The 19,717-nt window shown below is 64.2% G+C and carries 21 protein-coding genes; 4 read left to right on the forward strand and 17 right to left on the reverse strand.

The window, feature by feature from the left end; all coding sequences use genetic code 11:
• Positions 1-4 precede the first annotated feature (4 nt).
• The 13 genes from RS694_RS00140 to RS694_RS21070 form a co-directional block, all read right to left on the reverse strand.
• Positions 5-532 carry a glycine zipper domain-containing protein gene (locus RS694_RS00140; protein ID WP_029706280.1) on the reverse strand — a complete coding sequence of 176 codons (528 nt, stop codon included), beginning with the start codon at positions 530-532 and terminating at the stop codon, positions 5-7.
• A gap of 135 nt (positions 533-667) precedes the next feature.
• A complete protein-coding gene (locus RS694_RS00145) occupies positions 668-1,933 on the reverse strand; it encodes a biosynthetic peptidoglycan transglycosylase (protein WP_029706282.1) in 1,266 nt (421 codons plus the stop codon).
• A gap of 29 nt (positions 1,934-1,962) precedes the next feature.
• Positions 1,963-2,523 (reverse strand): hypothetical protein, encoded by a 561-nt coding sequence (locus RS694_RS00150; RefSeq protein ID WP_029706284.1) that lies wholly within the window; start codon positions 2,521-2,523, stop codon positions 1,963-1,965.
• The gene (gene xrtQ, locus RS694_RS00155) at positions 2,520-3,374 is read right to left on the reverse strand and encodes an exosortase Q (protein WP_241463892.1); all 855 of its coding nucleotides are present in this window, start codon (positions 3,372-3,374) and stop codon (positions 2,520-2,522) included. Before xrtQ ends, RS694_RS00150 begins: the two co-directional genes overlap by 4 nt.
• An 88-nt stretch (positions 3,375-3,462) precedes the next feature.
• Positions 3,463-5,571 (reverse strand): VIT and vWA domain-containing protein, encoded by a 2,109-nt coding sequence (locus RS694_RS00160; RefSeq protein ID WP_081708550.1) that lies wholly within the window; start codon positions 5,569-5,571, stop codon positions 3,463-3,465.
• 151 nt (positions 5,572-5,722) lie between these two features.
• Entirely contained in the window at positions 5,723-6,301 is a 579-nt protein-coding gene (locus RS694_RS20325; RefSeq protein WP_152528769.1) for a hypothetical protein, read from the reverse strand.
• Positions 6,302-6,336: 35 nt separating this feature from the next.
• Entirely contained in the window at positions 6,337-7,803 is a 1,467-nt protein-coding gene (creC, locus tag RS694_RS00165) for a two-component system sensor histidine kinase CreC (protein ID WP_029706290.1), read from the reverse strand.
• A gap of 78 nt (positions 7,804-7,881) precedes the next feature.
• The gene (gene creB / locus RS694_RS00170; RefSeq protein WP_029706291.1) at positions 7,882-8,604 is read right to left on the reverse strand and encodes a two-component system response regulator CreB; all 723 of its coding nucleotides are present in this window, start codon (positions 8,602-8,604) and stop codon (positions 7,882-7,884) included.
• Positions 8,605-8,734: 130 nt separating this feature from the next.
• Positions 8,735-9,361 carry a YbhB/YbcL family Raf kinase inhibitor-like protein gene (locus RS694_RS00175; protein WP_029706292.1) on the reverse strand — a complete coding sequence of 209 codons (627 nt, stop codon included), beginning with the start codon at positions 9,359-9,361 and terminating at the stop codon, positions 8,735-8,737.
• Positions 9,362-9,431: 70 nt separating this feature from the next.
• Complete coding sequence (locus tag RS694_RS00180; RefSeq protein ID WP_051391720.1) at positions 9,432-10,268, reverse strand: helix-turn-helix transcriptional regulator; 837 nt, start codon at positions 10,266-10,268, stop codon at positions 9,432-9,434.
• Between the two features lie 17 nt (positions 10,269-10,285).
• Entirely contained in the window at positions 10,286-10,750 is a 465-nt protein-coding gene (gene cueR / locus RS694_RS00185) for a Cu(I)-responsive transcriptional regulator (protein ID WP_241463894.1), read from the reverse strand.
• Positions 10,734-10,931, reverse strand: a complete 198-nt coding sequence (locus tag RS694_RS00190; protein ID WP_029706296.1) for a heavy-metal-associated domain-containing protein — start codon at positions 10,929-10,931, stop codon at positions 10,734-10,736. The genes cueR and RS694_RS00190 overlap by 17 nt, the downstream gene beginning before the upstream one ends.
• 65 nt (positions 10,932-10,996) lie before the next feature.
• Complete coding sequence (locus RS694_RS21070) at positions 10,997-11,227, reverse strand: FmdB family zinc ribbon protein (RefSeq protein ID WP_037246657.1); 231 nt, start codon at positions 11,225-11,227, stop codon at positions 10,997-10,999.
• Between the two features lie 85 nt (positions 11,228-11,312).
• Between RS694_RS21070 and RS694_RS00200 the strand changes: the two genes are divergently transcribed.
• The 4 genes from RS694_RS00200 (at position 11,313) to RS694_RS00215 (ending at position 16,406) form a co-directional block, all read left to right on the forward strand.
• Positions 11,313-13,544 carry a heavy metal translocating P-type ATPase gene (locus RS694_RS00200; protein ID WP_029706299.1) on the forward strand — a complete coding sequence of 744 codons (2,232 nt, stop codon included), beginning with the start codon at positions 11,313-11,315 and terminating at the stop codon, positions 13,542-13,544.
• 149 nt (positions 13,545-13,693) lie between these two features.
• Entirely contained in the window at positions 13,694-14,278 is a 585-nt protein-coding gene (locus tag RS694_RS00205) for a hemerythrin domain-containing protein (RefSeq protein WP_029706300.1), read from the forward strand.
• Positions 14,279-14,333: 55 nt separating this feature from the next.
• Positions 14,334-15,551 carry a YbfB/YjiJ family MFS transporter gene (locus RS694_RS00210; RefSeq protein ID WP_051391722.1) on the forward strand — a complete coding sequence of 406 codons (1,218 nt, stop codon included), beginning with the start codon at positions 14,334-14,336 and terminating at the stop codon, positions 15,549-15,551.
• Between the two features lie 81 nt (positions 15,552-15,632).
• Positions 15,633-16,406, forward strand: coding sequence for a substrate-binding periplasmic protein (locus RS694_RS00215; RefSeq protein ID WP_051391723.1), 774 nt, complete (start codon positions 15,633-15,635; stop codon positions 16,404-16,406).
• A 105-nt stretch (positions 16,407-16,511) separates the two neighbouring features.
• Here the strand turns inward: RS694_RS00215 and RS694_RS00220 are convergent, their stop codons facing one another.
• From RS694_RS00220 to RS694_RS00235, 4 genes are read right to left on the reverse strand one after another with little or no spacing between them, the layout of a single operon-like run.
• On the reverse strand, positions 16,512-16,973 hold the full coding sequence (locus RS694_RS00220; protein ID WP_029706303.1) for a GNAT family N-acetyltransferase: 462 nt from the start codon (positions 16,971-16,973) through the stop codon (positions 16,512-16,514).
• 31 nt (positions 16,974-17,004) lie between these two features.
• Positions 17,005-17,310: an NIPSNAP family protein gene (locus RS694_RS00225; RefSeq protein ID WP_029706305.1), complete on the reverse strand. Its 306-nt coding sequence runs from the start codon at positions 17,308-17,310 to the stop codon at positions 17,005-17,007.
• Positions 17,311-17,361: 51 nt separating this feature from the next.
• Positions 17,362-17,970, reverse strand: a complete 609-nt coding sequence (gene gstA / locus RS694_RS00230) for a glutathione transferase GstA (protein ID WP_029706306.1) — start codon at positions 17,968-17,970, stop codon at positions 17,362-17,364.
• A 41-nt stretch (positions 17,971-18,011) separates the two neighbouring features.
• Positions 18,012-19,694, reverse strand: coding sequence for a GMC family oxidoreductase (locus RS694_RS00235; protein ID WP_029706308.1), 1,683 nt, complete (start codon positions 19,692-19,694; stop codon positions 18,012-18,014).
• Between the last annotated feature and the right edge of the window lie 23 nt (positions 19,695-19,717).

Consider the following 19,717-nt stretch of genomic DNA (forward strand, 5'->3'; position numbering starts at 1 on the left):
ACGCTTAGTGGCGGTGCTTGTCGTGGCCATACCCATGGCCGTGGTGCTTGTGGTGGTGTTTGTCAAAACCATGGTGGTGGTCCACCACGTAGTGCCGCTCGGGCTGGTAGCTGGCACGGTAATAGTCGCCGCGTGGCGCGCTCGCATAGACCGGCTGCCGCTGGGTCATGCCTTTGCCGACACTGGCGCCTGCGGCACCACCAACGCCAGCACCCAACACGGCACCGGTGTGTCCACCGACCGACTGGCCTACGGCCGCCCCTGCGGCACCGCCGACAGCACCACCCAGCACCGCACCTTGTTGGCCTGAGCCGCGTGTGCTGACGGCGGCACCCGTGGCACCACCAATGGCGCCACCGATCACCGCGCCACTGCGTCCACCCATGGATTGGCCGATGACCGCTCCGGCGGCAGCACCTGCACCCCCGCCGAGGACGGTAGACAGGTCACTGGCCTGGGCCAGAGGCAACAAACCGATGGCGCCAGTAGCCAGTACCAGCAGGGTGCGGGATGTGCGAGACAAAACTTTCATGGTTGCAAAGGGGCGAGGCCCGTACCGCCAGACGTGGCGGTTTGTCACCTTCCAACGGCTCAGCCGGGCGTCCGCTGACCCGGCTTACACGGTCTTACAACTGCTGCACCTGCTTACGGTTGCGGTGGATAGCCCTCAAGATGCGGGTGCCCAGACCAATTGCGGCAGCGCCTGGGTGATGGCAGCCCGCTCGCGTTTGGGTACAGGCCGCAGGTTGCTTGCCACCCACTGGGCGCGCTCCAGGTTGATGCTGCCACGCGCCTTCCAGCGCTGGGCTTCCAGGGCCGGGTTGTGCAGCATGGCGGCCAGCCACACGGCCTGGGCGGCGCTGAGCTGGTCGGTGCGTTTGCCAAAGTAGGTGTGGGCGGCTGCCTGCGCGCCGCAAATGGTGGCACCCCAGGGCGCGTGGTCCAGGTACAGGCGCAGGATGCGCGCCTTGCCCAAGGTTTGTTCCATCTCCACCGCGTAGAGCAGTTCGCGCAGCTTGCGCACGGGGGAGCGATCGCCGCCCGTGACCAGCAGCTTGGCCACTTGTTGCGACAAGGTGCTGGCGCCACGCAGAGTGGCGTCTTCGGCCTGGTTGCTGCGCAGAGCCTTGTTCATTTCCACCAGGTCGTAGCCGGGGTGTTCGTAAAAGCGCTGGTCTTCTGCGGCCAGCACGGCGCGTGCCAGCAAGCTGTCACTGCGCACATTGGCCCGCGCCATGGCGACGGGCAGGCCCCGGTTGCACTGGCTCTGCGCCTGCGTCCAGGCTTCGGTGCCCAGACCCTGCACGGCCATGCCGCTGATGCGCGGTTGCACGCTCAGTTTTTTGCTGGGCAGGTCCAGCGTGGCATGGAGTGCAAACGTACCTTCCATCTGTGCCTGTGCCATCTCGGGGATGGCGTGGGCGAACAGTGCGTAGCCATCGGCCACCGGGGTGTCGGGCACATCGATGTGCAGCGTGATGCCGGTAGGGCGCAGCGTGCCTTTCCAGGTGGCCGACACGGCGCCGCTGTGCAGCGTGCCGCGCAGTTCGGTGGCGTTGCGGCGTACGGTCATGCGCACGTCTTGCAGGCGCAGCGGCTCGCCACCCCAACTGCTGCTGCGCAGCGTGCAAGGCTGGCAGCGCAGGCTGAGCTGTTGGCTGGTCTCGTCCCACGCCAGGTGCACATCGCCCAGGCGCGTGGGCAGGGTGCGGCCGTGCAGCTGCTTGGCAATCCAGGGTGTGCTGCCCCACTGCACGAGTGCTGCCACGCCCACGTCCATGTTGAGCGGCCCAACACGCAAGGTAGTGGCCCAGTCGCCCTGTGCGGGGCGCACGATGGCCCGCGCCGTGAACAGCAGGGCGCTCAGGCCCAGCATGGCCAGCACCGCGGTAACAACCAGAATCCGGGCCGTGGCCCACAGCAGTTTGCGCACAACATCATCCTTGCAAGAACACAACAGCGTTAGAGGGGTGTGGCCACGGTGATCGCCTTCCACGGGCCGGTGGACTGGCCTGCCACCGAGGCCCAGTACCAGGCCGAGGTGTCGGTGTAGCCCTGGCCCTGCGCGTCCTCAATGCGTTCGCAGACGCGCACAGCGCGGCCACCGCGATCCGCCACAAAGCAGCGCCAGCGTGCCTGGTTGGCTTGCACTTCCAGTTGTTCGTTGTGGATGCGGTAGCCCAGGCCGCGGTAGCAGTCCGCAGCGGGGTGGAGCATGCGGGTGGGCCGGGCTACCGTGCGCAGTACCAGTACGTTTTTGTCGTCCGTCATACGCGCGACGCTGCCTGGGAAGTGTTTGGCAAAGCGCAGCTCTACTTCGCTCAGCGCCAGCGGGCGCAGCGTTGCGCCTTGCCACTCTGTTGGCAGCTCTGCAGAGGTCATGGAGGTATTGGCACTAGGTGACGCAGAGCGCTCGGTCATGGCCTGGCCGATGCCCCACAACGCACATATCGGCAGCAGCGCGGCCCACAGTGTTTTGTGCAGCACGCGGTTGACAAAGCGGTTACTGAACAAGCCGTTCATATCGCACGCTCCTGACGTGCCATGGTCCGGGCAATGCCGCTGCAGACGAGCGCCAACACCATCAGCCCAATCGCGTCGTGGCCCCAGGTCGGCAAGTGATTGCCAGACGCCTGCGCCGCGACCAACACCGTGTTGCGCAGCACATTGCCCAGCAGCACCAGCGCGCCGACGACAGGCAGACGCAGCAGGAAAGCACGGTTGCTGCGCTGTGTCGCCAGTGCCACCACACACGCCGTGAAGTAACCCAGCCACACCATCTGCACGCCCGAGCACGGTGCATCCACGATGATGAGCTGACCATCCACGACCAGGCTGCTGCCGGTGCGCTCGGCTATAAAGCCGAGTGACAACAACCAGCGGCTGGTCTCTGCCGTCACCACGCGCAGCGGGAAGCCCGCGTAGAACTGCAGCGATGCCAGCAACGGCAATGACAACACCGACAGCCCCCACACTGGCGCACTGGACACGCGCGCTGGCAAAAAGGCCAAAAGCCCCGCTGCCAGACTCAAGAGACCGATAAGGGCCACCAACAGATCCGGCAACTGGTTGTGCAACGCGGTGGTGAGTACGGCACCGGTCAAAGCGGCGGCTTGTAAACCTAGACGTGGTGCGGCACGCAGTTGTTTGCGGTGCGTCCACAGCACCACTGCCAATGCGCCCAAGGCCAGCGCGCCCAGCGGGTCGTCCGAGCCATCGACCATACGCTGGCCCATCCACCACCAGGTGGGCCACAGCGCCAGGGCCAGCAGGGCCAGCCAGCGCCATTCGGGCGTCGTGTCCAGCGCGATGCCAAAGCGTACAAAGCCCGGTATGTGCAGCAGACGATGCAATGGGGAATGTGTGTTTTCCACTTTCAGTTTCCTTGGTTCGGCGCGGCAATAACCGTTCGGGCTGAGCTTGTCGAAGCCCTTCGACAGGCTCAGGGTGAACGGAATAGGTTTAGCTGGTGTAGTGGTGCGCACGGGTCTGTGCGCGGCGGCGGCGGTGCGCCAGCATGGCCAGCACCGACAACGTCACCAAGATCGCACCCCAGGTGGCGGGTTCCGGTGTGCTGGGCACTTCGGCACCCAGGGCCGAGTTCTCCACACCTTGCGGCAGGGGTGAGGGCTGGTTCACGCTGGGGCTGTCTGCAGGTGCCTTGTTGCGCACCACCTGGTCCACGGCCAGGAAGCTGGTGTACTGGGTCAGCAGGCTGTACTTCAGGCTCAGATCGGTGATGGCGTCTTTCGCGGCGCTGCCGCCTTCCAGGGCTTCCTGGTCGCTCAGAGCGGCAATGCGGTGGCGGGCCCACAGGTGGCGCAGGGCGGCGGTATCGATCACGTTGCTGGCATTGACAGGCAGGCTGAAGTGCAGCGGGCCGCTGGCCGAGTTGCCGTCCACGATCAACGTGCCCTTGGCATCACCCTTCCATTTGCCAAACACGATGAGCGGGCGCTGGGCCAACAGGTCGGGCAGCTGGCGGGGTTCCACGTCGTACACGTCCAGGCCTTCAAAACGGACCTTCACATTGGTGAGCACGGGGGAGTCAATCATTTTGCGGAAGCGGGCGGCTTGTTCGGCGGCCTCGGCGGGTTGGGTGATGATGAAGGGTTCGCCCATGCCCGCACGGGCCAGGCCTTCCATGAGGTGGCGGTTCACGCTGGAGCCGATGCCGAACGAAAACACGTTGGCGCTGGAGAGGTTGTTGCGCACCAGCTCAAAGGCTTCGCGCTCCACGGTCACATAACCATCGGTCACCACCACCACGGTGCGTGACACATCGGCGTTCTTGGGCTGGGCATACACGCGCTTGAGCGCAGGGATCAGCTCGGTGCTGCCACCGCCGCCTTCCTTGTCGATGGTGCGGATAGCTTGGTCGATGTTCGCCTTGGTGGCGGGCACCGACGTGGGGTTCAGGAAGTTGTTGCTGCCCGAAAACAGCAGCACGTTGAAGGTGTCGCTGGGGCGCAGGCCGCCAATCAGCTCGCGCAACACGCCTTTGGCCGTGTCCAGCGGAAAGCCGTGCATGGAGCCTGAGATGTCCACCACAAAGATGTATTCGCGCGGCGTGATGGCCGTTGCAGCGGGGGCCTTGGGTGGCTCCACCATGGCGAGGAAGAAGTTCTCGTCCTGGCCTTTGTAGAGCATCACACCGGTCTCGATCTTGTCGCCGGCCAGGCGGTAGTTCAGGATGAAGTCACGGTTGTTGGTGGGCTCGGCCGTGGGGTTCAGCCCCACCACGGTGGCACCGCCCTGTTCGGTGTAGCTGCTGATGGTGTGCGAGCTGGAGCGCACTTCTTTCACACCAATGGGCGTGTTCAGCGTCACATGGATATCAAACGCAGGCGCGGCAGCGCTGGTAGGCGTGTTCTGGCCCTGGGGCAGATAGGGCTGGGCTACCCAGGTCGCGTTGGCTTGTGAACTCTGAGGGCTGTTGTAGCGCGGGCCCACGACGGTGGGGAAGACGAACTGGTAGTTGCCATCGGTGGGCAACAGCAGCTCGGTGTAGCGCAGCTCCACCTTCACGTCGTCGCCGGGCATGATGTTGGCCACGTTCATCTGGAACACATTGGGCAGGTGCTGCTCCAGCAGCGCGGCGGTCTTGCCTTCCTGCTTGGCGGCGTCGTATTCGATCTTGGCCTGCTGCTTCTCGCGGATCTTGGCGGTGATCAGGCGGTCCGCCAGGCGCACGTTCATGCCATGCACCGCCGCACGTGTGGAGCCGGGGAATACGTACTTGGCCTCGATGGCGCGCTGGCCCTCGTTCTTGTAGGTCTGCACCACGGTCACGTCGGCAATCACGCCGCTGACCTTCACGTTCACCTGGGTGGACTTGAGCGGCAACTGGTCCACACCAGGGTTGTCGCTCTTCACGAAGAAGTAGGGGCTCTCGGTTTTAAGCCGGGGCGCCGCGTCGCGGTCTTGCGCGTGCGCCGGGGGGCTGATGGCCAGCGCTACAAAGCAGGCGGCAGACAGCGTGGTGGTGGCCAGCCAGAGCCAGCGCGACAGTCGTGCGGGGGGCTCAGTGGTGGCGATGTCGGGGGCCGTGTGGGTAGCGGCAAGTGCCATGGGGCTTCTCCAGTCGGCGTGCGGTATTGCACGTTGAGGAGAGCATCCCGCCCAGGTGAGAAGTCAGTTTGAAGGGGTTAGGGGCCTGTGTGAAGTCTGTGTGAAATGGGGGTGAAGTGAGCGATGTTCGACAGAGCTGTTTGTAAAGCAGCTAGTGCGATTCCGTACGTGTCCTAAGCAGCTCTATCAATATCTCTTTGGCACGATCGGTTATTTGAAATTGCAGATTTAGAAGGCAACGATAAGCGGCAAGTAGAACGATCGTTTTTGGACTTCGTGAAAGCGTGGCAGAGTATTCTTTCTCTCCATTCTCTAGACTGCATATGGCGTAGCCAAACTCTGTTTTGAATTTTTTCAGATCAGAAGCAGTCAAACCGGCAATGTGGTTTGCGAAGGTAAAAGTTACGTTGTGTACCTTGTGAACCAATTGATTTCTCAATTCAGACAATCCACGTAAAAAGGCTACGTGTTCTTTATCTATCAGACCAAGTGCTCTAGCAAAAGCAACTTTGCCCGATCTGGTGTTGTTGAAATCGAGGTTTGCAATAGCGTCTGCTGCTGCTTCAGCGCCCAGGCGACGAACAATCAGTGAACCAAGTACTGCTTCGAATAGTGCATGAGTTTTGATAACAAAAGACCAATCAGAGTCATGCAATAGGTCGTCTAAGAATGTTGGAGAAAGACCAACAGATTCAAGCAACGCTTCAACACTAGGATTTGTGGTTGTCATGATGGTTGACCTATTAGTTACGTTTGAATTCCACTTCAATCAGTGCGGCGCCGTAGCCACAACATCGCTGCAGCGCCCGTACCCTCAGATTCCGGTCGATTACCCAACTCAATGAGCCCCCGGTGCAATGAAGCAATCTCTTTCACAAAGCTCAACCCCAGCCCCGTGCTCTTCTTCTTGGAGTGCGGGCGGGCCAATGAATAGAACTTCTCAAACACCTTGTCCTGCGCGTAGCCGGGGATGCCTGGGCCCTGGTCGCGCACGGTGATCTGGGCCCAGCGGCCTTGCACTTGCAGGCCCAGTTCGATGTGGCCGCCCTCGGGGGAAAAGTCCAGCGCGTTGTCCAGCAGGTTGCTGACCGCGCGGCGCAGCAGAAAAGGGTCGGCCTCCACGGTCACGTCTTCGCTGGCGGCCACGGTGATGCGGCAGCCGCGCTGGGTGGCCACGCCGTGGGAGGCGTGGGCCAGTTCGTCCAGCAGCGGCAGCAGGGCCACGGGTTGGGCGTTGTCGAGCACGCGGCGGGTCTCCAGCGCAGTGAGCTCCATCATGCGGTCCACCATCTCCTGGATGCGCTGGGTCTCGCGCTGGATGTTGGTGAGGAAGCGTTGGCGCTGGGCTTCTTCCATGGGCTCTTGCAGCAGCTCGGCCGCGCCGCGGATGGCGGACAGCGGGCTCTTCACTTCGTGCGTCAGCGTCTGCACATAGTCGGCCACATAGTTGCGCCCGGCCAGCGCGTCACGCATCTCGTCGTAGGCGGCGCGCATCAGGTCCCAGGCGCGGCGCAGCAGGCGGCCGGGGTGGAAGCCCTGTTGGGCCTTGATGTAACGCGCGTAGTCGGCGATCAGGCCAAAGGGCCGCACCAGCCACATGGACACCATGACGGCCAGCACCAGCACGGCCAGTACCGAAATGAGCCCCGCGTAGAGCGTGCGGCTGCGCGCGGCGGCCACGAACTGACCAAAGGTTTGTACCGGTTTGCCCACGGTGATGGTGCCGATGATTTCGCCGCTGCCGGCGCCCTGCGCATTGCTGGCCCAGCGCACGGGGGCGGCCATGTACATGACGGCGGAGTTGGGGTCACCGGGGATGTCCAGTGTGGTGCGGGCGCCGTATTCGCCCTTGAGCGTGAGTTGCACGTCGCGCCACTGCGAGAAGTCTTTGCCCTGCGACTGGCCCGTGGAGTCGTACAGCACGGTGCCGTTGCGGTCGGTCACATAGGCACGCAGTTCGACCTTGGTCTTGTTGACACTGAAGATCTGGGCGCTGAATTCGCGTGCGTAGGCAGCCTTGAACAGGTTGTCTAGGCGCGCTGTGTCGATGGCGCCGTCGCGCACGTCCTGCTCGATGAGGGTGGCTAGCAGTTGCGAGGTTTCTACCAGCGACTCTTCGGTCGATTCACGGTAGCGGGGGTCCAGGTCGCTGACCACGCGGTACAACACCGCGGCCATGCCTATTGCGTAAATAAGCAATAGCCCGAAGAAGATGCGGCTTCTCTTAGACATGTGGCCCCCACGCTCCACCGCTGCGCGGGTCGCTGCCCCCCGATGGGGCCTTCGCGCCTAGGGGCTGCCCGTCGGCGCTCATGTCGGTGTGGCCGGCAGTTCTTCGCTCAGCGCGTAGCCGCTGCCGCGCAGGGTGCGGATGGGGTCGTGGCCGGGGGCGACGAGTTTGAGTTTGGCGCGCAGGGTTTTGATGTGGGCGTCCACCGTGCGGTCAAAGCTGTCGTTGTTGTCGCCCCAGACCTGCAGCAGCAGTTCGTCGCGCGTGAACACGCGGCCAGGCTTTTGCACCAACAGGCGCAGCACGCCGTATTCGTAGCGCGACAGCTCCAGCAGCTTGCCGTAGAAGCGGATCTGGTGGCGCTCTTCGTCCAACGCCCAGATGGCGGTGGCGTTTGCGACCGGTGCTGTGCTGGCAACAGGCCGCGCACTGCGGCGCAGGATGGTGCGCACACGAGCTACCAGCTCGCGTGGCGAAAAGGGTTTGGCGATGTAGTCATCGGCGCCCAGCTCCAGCCCCACCACGCGGTCGATCTCGTCGCTGCGTGCGGTGAGGAACAGCATGGGCACCTGGTTGCCGCCGGGCAGGGCTTGCAGGCGGCGGAAGAGCTCGAAGCCGTTGAGGTCGGGCAGGCCCACGTCCAGCACGGCCAATGCGGGCAGCTCGGCGCTGAACAGGCGAATAGCGTCCTCCGCCGTGCTTGCCCATACAGGCGCAAAGCCGTCGGTGGACAACACGTATTGCAGGGTGTCGGCAATGCCGGATTCGTCTTCAACAAGGAGGATGCGCGGTTTCAGGGCCATGGGGCGCATTGTGGCGCAAAAATGGCCTCCAGCCCCCGTGGACTATGCGCAAGCAGCTATCAATTACGTAGCGTTGCGGGCCACGCCGGGGAAGGTCAAGCGCCGCGGCTCGCCCTTCCCACCGCTTGGGCTAGCGACCGTAAGTGGCCGTGAAGCTGGCCTTGCCCAGCAGGTGCGCGCCCAGACCCTTGTTGAGGATGAAGCCGTGCAGGCCAGCGGTGCCTGTTTTGGGGATGCCGCCAGCGGCTTGCAGGTCGTCCATGTCGTAGGCAAACACGGTGAAGATGTAGCGGTGCGGTTTGTCACCCACGGGTGGGCAGGGTCCGCCGTAGTTGCCGTTGCCGCCCGTGGCGCCGGTATCGTGGAAGTCGGTGCTGCCGCCAAAGGCTGGGGCGGGCAGGCTGGCTGCGGCATTGCCCGCGCCGCGTGCGAGGCCGGTGGCCGTGGCGGGGATGTTGTAGACCGTCCAGTGCCAGAAGCCGCTGCCGGTGGGGGCGTCGGGGTCGTACACGCTCAGGGCCAGCTTCTTGGTGCCGGCGGGTACGTTGTTCCACTGGACTGCGGGCGACACATTGCCACCCTGGCAGCCAAAGCCGTTGAGCACAAACTGGTTGTCGAACACGCCCGATGCCAGGTCCGGGCTGCTGAGCGTGAAGGGTTTGGTTTGGGCCCAGGCCGCACTGGTAGCGAGTGCCAGGCTTGCTACGAGGGCTGTTGCGCCCAGCGTGGCGATTGATTTGCGTACTGTCGATGTCATCACTGCTTTCCTTCCAAAAGATGGCGCACATTGCGCGAAGTCCATTGTTGGGCGACAGGCCGTGCGAGCGTTAGCCGTTGGCGCTGGATTCCTGTGCCAAAGCGCTTTTTCTGGGGCGTGCCTGGGCGGCGTCTGCGATGCGGACCGATGACGGGCTCAGGCCAAAGCGGTTGCGGAAAGCGGCGGTGAACCGGCTGTGCGACTCGTAGCCGCAACGCTGCGAGATTTGCCCCACGGGAATATCGGTGGACTGCAGCAGGCTCAGGCCCAGCTCCAGGCGCACCTCTTGCAGGCAGGCGGTCACGTTGCTGCTTTCTTCCTGCAGGCGCTGGCGCAGGGTGCTGCCGCTGAGCAGAAAGTGCTGGGCCAGCGTGTCCACCGACCAGTCGGCATGCGGGCTCTGCGAAATCAGGTTGGTCACCCGGTCGGTCCATGACAGTTGCACGCGGCTGGGGAACACCAGGCGTTGTTCGGCCAGCGTCAGCAGCAGTTCCACGCCGCGGTGGACGGCACTCGCGGAGTGGCCTGGGTCCCCCGCGCGCTGGGCACGCTCCCAGGTCTGTGCCCAGTCGTCGGGCGCGGTGGTGGTGGCAAAGCCGTTCAGCGGCGGCTGGCCGGCCAGCGCGGGGTAGTGGTTGACAAAGGCATCGGCCACGGCATCGGGAATGGTCCACACGCTGGCCGCGTAGCGCCCCGATGGGCCGATGTGGTTGGACACATCCCACTGGTGGCCTGCGGCCAGCAGGCACAGCCCACCGGCTTGCACCAGCAGCTGCCCCTTTGCACGCTGGGGCGTGATGATGCCCTTGCTGCCCGCACGCACCCAGACCACACCGTGCTTGCGAACACGCACGGTTTTCAGGGTGTGGCTGACGGCGACCGAGATGTCGAAGAAATGTGGGTCCATGCCTGAGTGTGGCTCATTCACAGATCGCCCGCACGCAGCCGCGCAGCCTGTGGTGTGCCGGCCAGGTCGTCGAGGATGGGGCAGTCCGGGCGTTCGTCGCCATGGCAACAGTCCACCAGGCCACTCAGCGTGCGCTGCATGCTTTGCATGGCGTCTATGCGTGCGTTGAGTTCATCCACATGTTTTTGCGCAATCTTCTTCACGCTGCTGCTGGTGCGGCGGCGGTTTTGCCACAGGCCCACCAGTTCGGCAATTTCGGCCATGGAAAAGCCCAGATCACGGCAGCGTTTGATGAAGCGCAGCGTGTGCACATCGGCGGGGCTGTAGAGCCGGTAGCCGCTGTCGGTGCGGTTCACTTTGCCCAGCAGCCCCAGCGATTCGTAGTGCCGCAGCATCTTGGCGGACACGCCGCTTTGGCGCCCCGCCTCGCCAATGTTCACAGCTTCGCCGGACACCATTGCCGGTTTAGGCTGCAACGGCATAACCTTCTTCGGTAATGGCGTGGGCCAATGTTTCGCGCGGCTGGGTGGATTCGACCTCCACCAGGTTCTGGCTGCGGTCTATCTTGACTTCGGCCTGCGGGTCGGCTTGCTGGATGGCGCGGGTGACGGCTTTTTCGCAGTGGCCGCAGGTCATGCCGGTGACGGTAAACAGTTGGTTCATGGGGTTTCCTCAGGAGTAGAAGAAACCATTGTGAACCTTCCCATCGTGGGAGAGTCAAGCTCCGCCTATTTGCAGCAGGCACATCCGCTTTGATGCGTCAGCCGCTGGTAGCCCGCGGTGTTGTCCGACGCGGGTGAAGCTTGGCGTTGTGTGCGGGGCAAGAAGCGTGGTGCGGTGAGTACGCGGCTGGCGGGCACTTGGCACATGGGGCACGGTGTTGGCTGCTGAGAATCGGCCATGGTGCGCATGGCGGTGAAGGGGCCACAGTCCGGGCAAGCGTAGTCATAAGTCGGCATAGCGCACAGAGGGTATTGGCTGTAATGGGCGAAAGTGTGCCCTATCCCTTGACCTTGCCCCCATGGCAAGGCCTAAGCTCTGGTCATGACCACTGAAACTGCATCCCCCTCGACCATCGATATCGGCATTGGCGGCATGACCTGCGCATCGTGTGTGATGCGTGTGGAAAAAGCCTTGAAGAAGGTGCCGGGGGTGGACAGCGCCACGGTGAACCTGGCCACCGAGTCCGCGCGCATCGAAGTGCACAACCCGGACATGGAGGCGCGCCTGCGCCGTGCGGTGCGTGATGCGGGTTACGAGCCGCTGGCGCCCAGCGCAGCCATTGACGCGGTGGACGCCTCAATGTGGGCAGGCTTTGGGCCTGTGGGGATTGGCCTGGCGCTGTGTGCGCCGCTGGTGCTGCCCATGGTGGGGGATCTGTTTGGCCGGGACTGGATGCTGCCTGCGCTGTGGCAGTTTTTGCTGGCCACGCCGGTGCAGTTCATCCTGGGTGCGCGTTTTTACAAGGCGGGCTGGCACGCGCTGCTGGCGCGCACCGGCAATATGGATTTGCTGGTGGCGCTGGGTACCTCGGCGGGCTGGGCGCTGTCCATGTGGCTGTGGCTCACGGCGCCGGACCATTCGGCGCATGGCATGCCGGCCATGGCGCCCCATCTGTACTTTGAAAGCAGCGCCGTGGTGGTGACGCTGGTGCTGCTGGGCAAGTGGCTGGAGGCGCGCACCAAGCGCCAGACTACCGCCGCCATCCGCGCGCTGCACAGCCTGCGGCCAGACACGGCGCACCTGTTGGGGCGCGAGGGTGAGGTGGATGTTCCTGTGGTCGAAGTGCTGGTGGGTGACAAGATTGTGGTGAAACCCGGCGAGCGCTTCCCGGTGGATGGGACGCTGCTCGAAGGCCGCACGCAGGTGGACGAATCCATGTTGACCGGCGAGCCCTTGCCCGTGACCAAGGAGGTGGGCGCCAAGCTCACCGGCGGCAGCATCAATGGCGAGGGCCGTGTGGTGCTGCAGGTGCGGGCGGTGGGGGTGGACACGGTGCTGTCCCACATCATCCGCCTGGTGGAAGACGCGCAGGCGGCCAAGGCGCCGATCCAGCGGCTGGTGGACCAGGTGAGTGCGGTGTTTGTGCCCGTGGTGCTGGTGATTGCGTTGATCACGCTGCTGGCCTGGTGGCTCACCGGGCACAGCTTTGAAGTGGCGCTAGTCCACGCCGTGGCGGTGCTGGTGATTGCCTGCCCCTGCGCGCTGGGCCTGGCCACACCGGCGGCCATCATGGCGGGCACGGGCGTGGCGGCGAAGTTCGGCATCTTGATCAAGGACGCGCAGGCGCTGGAGCTGGCGCACACCGTGAACGTGGTGGCTTTTGACAAGACCGGCACGCTGACCGTGGGCCAGCCGCGTTTGACTGTGCTGGTGCCGGTGGGGCTGGCGGAGGACGAAGCCCTGCGCCTGGCCGCCAGCCTGCAAAGCGGCAGCGAACATCCGCTGGCCCATGCGGTCGTGACGGCGGCCAAAACCAAGACGATGGAGGTGCAGGCGCCCACCGATGTGCGTGCCGTGCCCGGCCGTGGCACCCAGGGTGTGGTGGCCGGGCGCACGCTGCTGCTGGGCAGCCTGCGCTGGATGGAAGAGTTGGGCGTTGATCAGGCCGCGGTCGCTGCCCGAGCCACACAGTTGCAGGCCGAAGGTGCCACCGTGTCCGCCATGGCCGAGCGCACCGAGAGTGGCGTGACGCTGCTTGCGCTGTTGGCCTTTGCCGACGAACCCAAGCCGGGCGCCAAAGAAGCGCTCGCCATCTTGCAGGCACGCGGCATCCAGACGGTGATGATTTCGGGCGACAACCGGGGTGCCGCCGAAGCGATGGCCAAGCGCCTGGGGCTGGACGCCAAAGATGTGTTGGCCGAAGTGTTGCCCGGCGACAAGGCTGCCAAAGTGGTGGAACTAAAAGCCGGTCTCAAAGTGGTCGCCATGGTGGGGGATGGTGTCAACGACGCCCCGGCTTTGGCGGCGGCCGATGTGGGCATGGCCATGGCCAACCCCAACGGCGGTGGCACCGATGTGGCCATGCATGCGGCGGGCATCACGCTGATGCGCGGTGACCCGCTGCTGGTGGCCGGCGCGCTGGACATCAGCCGCCGCACGGTGGCCAAGATCCGGCAAAACCTGTTCTGGGCCTTTGCCTACAACGCGGCCGGTATCCCGTTGGCCGCGCTGGGCTACCTGAGTCCGGTGGTGGCCGGTGCGGCCATGGCGCTCAGCTCGGTGAGTGTGATGACCAATGCGCTCTTGCTCAAGCGCTGGAAGCCCAAGGTTTAGAGCCTTTTTGGCCTCTAGCCCTTATGGGGATTGCGCAAGCAGCTCCTGAATTAGGAGCGTCCGGAGGGCCAACTGCATGGCGTTTGATCTGCATCAAGAGGGTCTGGCGACCGGCGTGCGATCCTGCGCCAAAGTCCAGGAGACACACCATGACGCAATCCAGCCTGCAGGTTATTCGCGATGAACACGCCGCACTGGCGGCCATGCTGCGCTCGCTCACCATGATGCTGGACCGCGGCCCGGCCGATGCGCCCGAGCGCTTCTTTGATGTGCTGCGCGCCATGCTGTTTTATATCGACGAGTTCCCCGAACGCCTGCACCATCCCAAAGAGTCGGACTTGCTGTTTCCCCGTGTGGCACGGCTGGCGCCCGATACCCTGCCCACCATCGTGCGGCTGGAGAAAGACCACGCGCATGGTGAAACCGCGGTGCGCGAGTTGCAGCACCTGTTGCTGGCCTGGGAGCTGGTGGGGGAGTCACGCCGTGCGGCGTTTGATACCGCCGCGCGGCTGTACGTGTCGTTTTATCTGGAACACATGCGGCTGGAAGAAACGGTGATCCTGCCCGCCGCGCAAAAGCTGCTGGGTGCGCAAGACTGGGCCGAACTGGACGCGGCGTTTGCCAGCAACCGCGACCCGCTGACCGGCAAGTACCCGCACGACCCCAGCTACGACCGGCTGTTCACCCGCATCGTGATGCGCGCACCTGCGCCGATTGGTGTGGGCGACGCTTAGTCCGGTGTAGTTGGCGCTGGAGGGGCTCCAACGAGGGTCGGGGTGTTGCAGCAAAATGCAGGTCCCCCCGATCTGTTTTGGAGCCTGTTTGCACACACCGCAGCGACACCTCACCGCGCTGGCCCTCGCGCTTTCCCTGGGCGCGGCCATTTCGCTGGGCATCACGCGTTTTGCTTACGGCCTGCTGCTGCCGGCCATGCGCACCGACCTGGGCTGGTCGTACACGCTGGCCGGGGGCATGAACACGGCCAACGCGCTGGGTTACTTTCTGGGCGCGCTGGCCACGCCCTGGCTGCTGCGCCGGTTTGGCGCCTCGTCGTTGTTATGGGCGGGCGGTTTTCTGGCCAGTGCCTTCATGGGCTTAAGCGGTTTTTTCACCGAGGCATCGCCCTTGTTGCTGCAGCGCCTGCTGGCGGGTATTGCGAGTGCGTTGGTGTTTGTGTCGGGCGGCGTGCTGGCCGCGCGCCTGGGCGCGCAGGACCCGGCGCGTGGTGGCCTGTTGATTGGCCTGTACTACGGCGGCACCGGTGTGGGCATTGTGCTGTCGGCGGCCGTTGTGCCCTGGGTGCTGGATGTGACGCAAGCCCAGGCGCATGGCTGGCGCTGGGCCTGGTGGGGGCTGGCGGCGCTGTGTGTGCTGGCCAGTGCGGTGCTGCTGTGGCCGGCGCGTGTGATGGGGCGCTGGGCCGCGCCGGTGGCGGCCAGTGGTGTGCCCGAGGTGCCGTTTCGCTGGCGGCAGTTTGGTTATGGCCTGGCGGGTTACGCCATGTTTGGCGTGGGGTACATCGGCTACATGACCTTTGTAGTGGCGCTGTTGCGTGCGCAGGGCAGCAGTGCGCTGGCGGTCACGGTGTTTTATGGCCTGCTGGGTCTGGCGGTGCTGGCGTCCAGCCGCATCTGGGCCGGCCTGCTGGACCGCCACAAGAGCGGGCGTGCGCTAGCCACGCTCAACCTGCTGCTCGGTGTGGCCACCATCCTGCCCGCGCTCACGCAACACCCGGTGCTGGTGCTGGCCTCGGGGCTGCTGTTTGGCGGCGTGTTTCTGTCGGTGGTGGCGTCGACCACGGCGCTGGTGCGCCACAACCTGCCGCCCAGCGCCTGGGCCACGGGCATCAGTGCGTTCACCGCCGTGTTTGCGGCGGGGCAGATCGTCGGGCCCACGGTGGTGGGCTGGATTGCCGACGGCCCCGGTGGCCTGGCGCGCGGGCTGGTGTTTTCTGCGCTGGCGCTGTGGCTGGGGGCGGCACTGGCTATACGCCAAAAGGCGCTCTAGCCCTTATGGAATGAGCGCAAGCAGCTATTGAATAGGTAGCAAGTGGCGTGTTCTGGGGGCTGAGACGTTTATAGTGTTGCCATGATCCAACGCCGCCGCACCCTGCAAGCACTTGCTGCGCTGTCTGCTGGCCCGGTGTTTACTGCGTCGTCTGCGCCTGGGCCGCTGCGCATGCAGTATTTCGACACCTATGAGCCCATGAGTTTCCGGGACGGCACGCAGATGCGCGGCATCCTGATCGACATTCTGGAAGAGGTGCTGGGCAAACGGCTGGGGCTGAAGGTGGAGCACCAGGGATTTCCGTGGCGGCGTGCGCAGGGCAATGTGGAGTCGGGCCTGGGCGACGGCATGTGCACGCTGGTGACGCCGGAGCGGCTGGCGTATGCGCAGGCCTCGGGCGAGGCTGTAATGTTCAACCCCAGCCGCCTGTTTGTGTATGCCGGGTCACCCTTGCTCAAGGCCTTGTCAGGCGCGCGCACGCTGGACGATGTGCGCAAGATCAACCCGCGCGTGATCAGTTACCTGGGCAGCAGCTGGGCCAAGACCAACCTGGCGGGCTTCAATGTGGATGACGGCCCGAGCGACTTTGCCAATGCGGTGAAGATGCTGGCCGCGGGCCGCGGCGACGTCATGATTGAAGGCCTGTTCACCATGCAGAACGCGTGGAAGTCTTTGCCCAACCCCGACAGCCTGCGCGTGATGTCCCACGACATCCTCACCGCCACGTTCTATCTGCTACTGAGCCGCAAGTCCCCGCACGTGGGCGTGTTGCCTGCCTTTGACAAGGCCATGCGCGAGTTCCGCAAGGAGGCGGGGTATCGGCAGATTTTTGAGCGGTATGGGGTGCGGATGTAGTTGGGTAGGCACCAATTTTTTGCATAAAACGCCCGTTAGCCCTTATGGAATGGGCGCAATAAGCTATTTAATCAGTAGCAAATAAACGCCACCACCTCGCACAATCTACAACGCCTTGCGCATCAGCGCATTCGGAATCGTTACCCCAAGCCGTACCGGAAAGCGCTCTTCGACGATGTGAAACCCGAAGTGGGCGAAGAAGGGTTGTGCGGTGCGGCTCACGTCGGAGGTGAGTGCGGTCAGCCCGAGTTGCTGGGCTTTTGCATGGATGCGTTCCATGAGGGCGCGACCTACACCCTGACGCGGGAAGTCACCCGAAACAAAAAAATGGACTATGTGGCCAGAGGGTTGCACGTCTGCGTAGCCCGCGATCTGGCCATCGATTTCTGCGACGAACGGCTGCATGGCGTGCATGCGCTCTGCCCAGAGGGTGGGGTCCGCATCTGGCGGCGCCCAGGCGTTGATTTGTTCGGCGGTGTAGTCACGCACCGCGACCTGGTGGATGGCGCTGTAGTGCACGCGGTAGAGCGCGGCTTCGTCACCGGTTTGAAACGGGCGGATCAACATGGTGTGTCAGCGGCCCGGCGCGTGTGCAGCGTCAGCTAAACACCGGCCGGAAGAAGCTGCGTTCGTAGCTGATGATGCAGCGGGTGTCTTCGGCGTATTGGAAGGCCGCCTGGCATTCGGCGTCCGTGGCGGACTGGGTGCGGTACTGCTCGTACGCGGCCAGGCTGGGGAAGGTGAACATCGCCAGCGCAATGTTGTTGGCGCCCTCGGAGGGCAGGAAGTAGCCATGGTGCTGGCCGCCGAACTTCTCTACAAGCGGGATCCAGAGTTTTCCGTAGTGTTCGAACTCGCCGAGCTTGAACGGATCGATGACGTAACGCAGATAACAGGTAACCATGGCTCTATCCAGGTGGGGAAATCCCCCGCGCGGGGCGGGGGATGGGGTGGCTTACTTGAGCAGGCCTTCGGCCTTCATGGCGGCAACTACGGCAGGGCGTGCGCCCACGCGCGCGCGCCAGGTCAGCAGGTTGGTGAACGCAGACAGGTCCACGCCCGTGGGGTTGGCCCAGTTGGTGACGGTGAACAGGTAACCGTCGGCCACGGTGAACTGGTCACCCATGAGGTACTGCTTGCCGGCCAGTTCGCCGTCTACCCATTTCAGGCGGTTGGCCAGTTTGTCCACCGAGCCCGCTCGGGTTTCGGCGGGGGTGGCGGGGTTGAACAGGGGCGAGAAGGTCTTGTGGATTTCGGTGCCGATGAAGGTGAGCCAGCTCTGCAACTGGTAGCGCTCCAATGTGCCGTTGGCAGGGGCGAGCTTTTTCTCAGGCACCTGGTCGGCGATGTACTGGACGATGGCCGGGCCTTCGCGCAGGCGCACGCCGTTGTCCAGCTCCAGCAGGGGCACGTAGCCCAGCGGGTTCACCGCGTAGTAGTCACCGCCGTCGGGCAGCTTGTGGGTCTTGGTGGGGGCCAGCACGGCTTCAAAAGCCAGACCGGCTTCGTGCAGGGCGATGTGCGGAGACAGCGAACAGGCGCCGGCGGAGTAATAGAGCTTCATGGGAGGTGTCCTTGTGGTGGAGCAGTCTGTGCTGCGGGAGGTCAGGCCGCCATGCTATCGGCAAGTGCCGATGCGCGCTGGGCGGGTTGCGAAACTGTGGAGTGCACCACGGGGTTTTTGATCAGGGTGGCGGCCTTCTCGCCAATCATGATGGTCGGTGCGTTGGTGTTGCCGGTGACCAGGTTGGGCATGATGGACGCATCGACCACGCGCAGCCCCTGCAGGCCGTGCACACGCAGTTCGGCATCCACCACAGCCAAGGGGTCGCTGGCCGGGCCCATCTTGCAGGTGCCGACCGGGTGGTACTCGGTGTCGGAGTTTTTGCGCAGGAACTGTTCGATCTGCTGTGGGTTGTTGCGCTCGACGGGGTAGAGCATCTTGCCGCGGTAGGCGTTCAGCGCGGGCGCGTCCATGATGTCGAGGCCCAGCTGTGTGCCCTTGACCAGGCGCGCCATGTCGTCCGGGTCTTGCAGGAATGCCGGGTCTATCAGCGGCGCGTCGGTGGGCTTGGCACTGGCCAGCGTGACGCTGCCGCGACTCTTGGGGCGCATCAGCGTGACGTGCAGTGTGAAGCCATGGCCCAGGTGCTGCTTGCGCGCATGGTCGTCAATGATGCCCACGCACATCGCGAGCTGGGTGTCGGGGTAATCGTTGTTGCCCTCGGTGGAGATGAAGCCCTGGGTTTCCGAGATGCAGGAGGTCAGCATGCCGGTGCGTTTGTTGCGCCACTCGAAGATCGATTTGAGGATGGCCCAGCCGCCGCGCAGCGAGAAGCCGAACGACGCGTCCACGCGGTGCGTGCGGTAGATCAGGCAGGTGGTGATGTGGTCCTGCAGGTTCTGGCCGACGCCGGGCAATGCGTGTTGCACTGCGATGCCATGCTTTTGCAGCTCTGCGGCGGGGCCGATGCCGGAGAGCATCAGCAACTGCGGTGACCCATACGCACCACCGGAAAGAATCACTTCGCGCTTGGCACGCACCTGCAGGCTTTGTTTGTCCTTGAGGTATTCCACGCCCACCGCACGTTGGTTTTCGCGCTGGCCCTCCAGCAACACGCGGCTAGCATGGGCGTCGGTGATGACGGTGAGGTTGGGGCGACCCAGGTGCGGCGTGATGTAGGCCTTGGCCGCGCTGCAGCGCTCGCCATTGATTTGTGTGGTCTGGCCCTTCGAGACACCGTATTGCACCGCACCGTTGTAATCGGGGTTGGTGGGGATGCCTTTTTCATTGCAGGCGGCGATGAAGGCATCGTTGACCGGGCTGGGGCTGCGCAGGTAGGCCACGTTCAGCGGGCCGCCGGTGCCCCGGTATTCGGTGGCACCAAAACACTCGTTGTTTTCGGCCTTCTTGAACAGCGGCAGCACATCGGCATAACTCCAGCCGGGGTTGTTCAGTGCGGCCCAGCCGTCATAGTCCTTGCGGTTGCCACGCGTGTAGACCATGGCGTTGATGGAACTGCTGCCACCCATGACCTTGCCGCGCGGCTGGTAACCCTTGCGGCCGTTCAGGCCCGGTTGGGGTGTGGTCTCGTAGCTCCAGTTGGCCTGGCCGGTCTGCGCCATCACGCCCATACCCAACGGGCAGTGGATGAGCACCGAGTTGTCGGTGGGGCCGGCTTCCAGCAGGCAGACCGAGACGTTGGGGTCTTCGCTGAGGCGGCTGGCCACCACACAACCGGCGGAACCGCCGCCTACGATCACATAGTCAAATTCTTGTTGTGGCATGGAGTGGTCCCGGGTTGGTGGAG

Source organism: Rhodoferax saidenbachensis, from assembly GCF_001955715.1.
In the GTDB taxonomy this organism is placed as follows: Bacteria; Pseudomonadota; Gammaproteobacteria; order Burkholderiales; family Burkholderiaceae_C; genus Allorhodoferax; species Allorhodoferax saidenbachensis.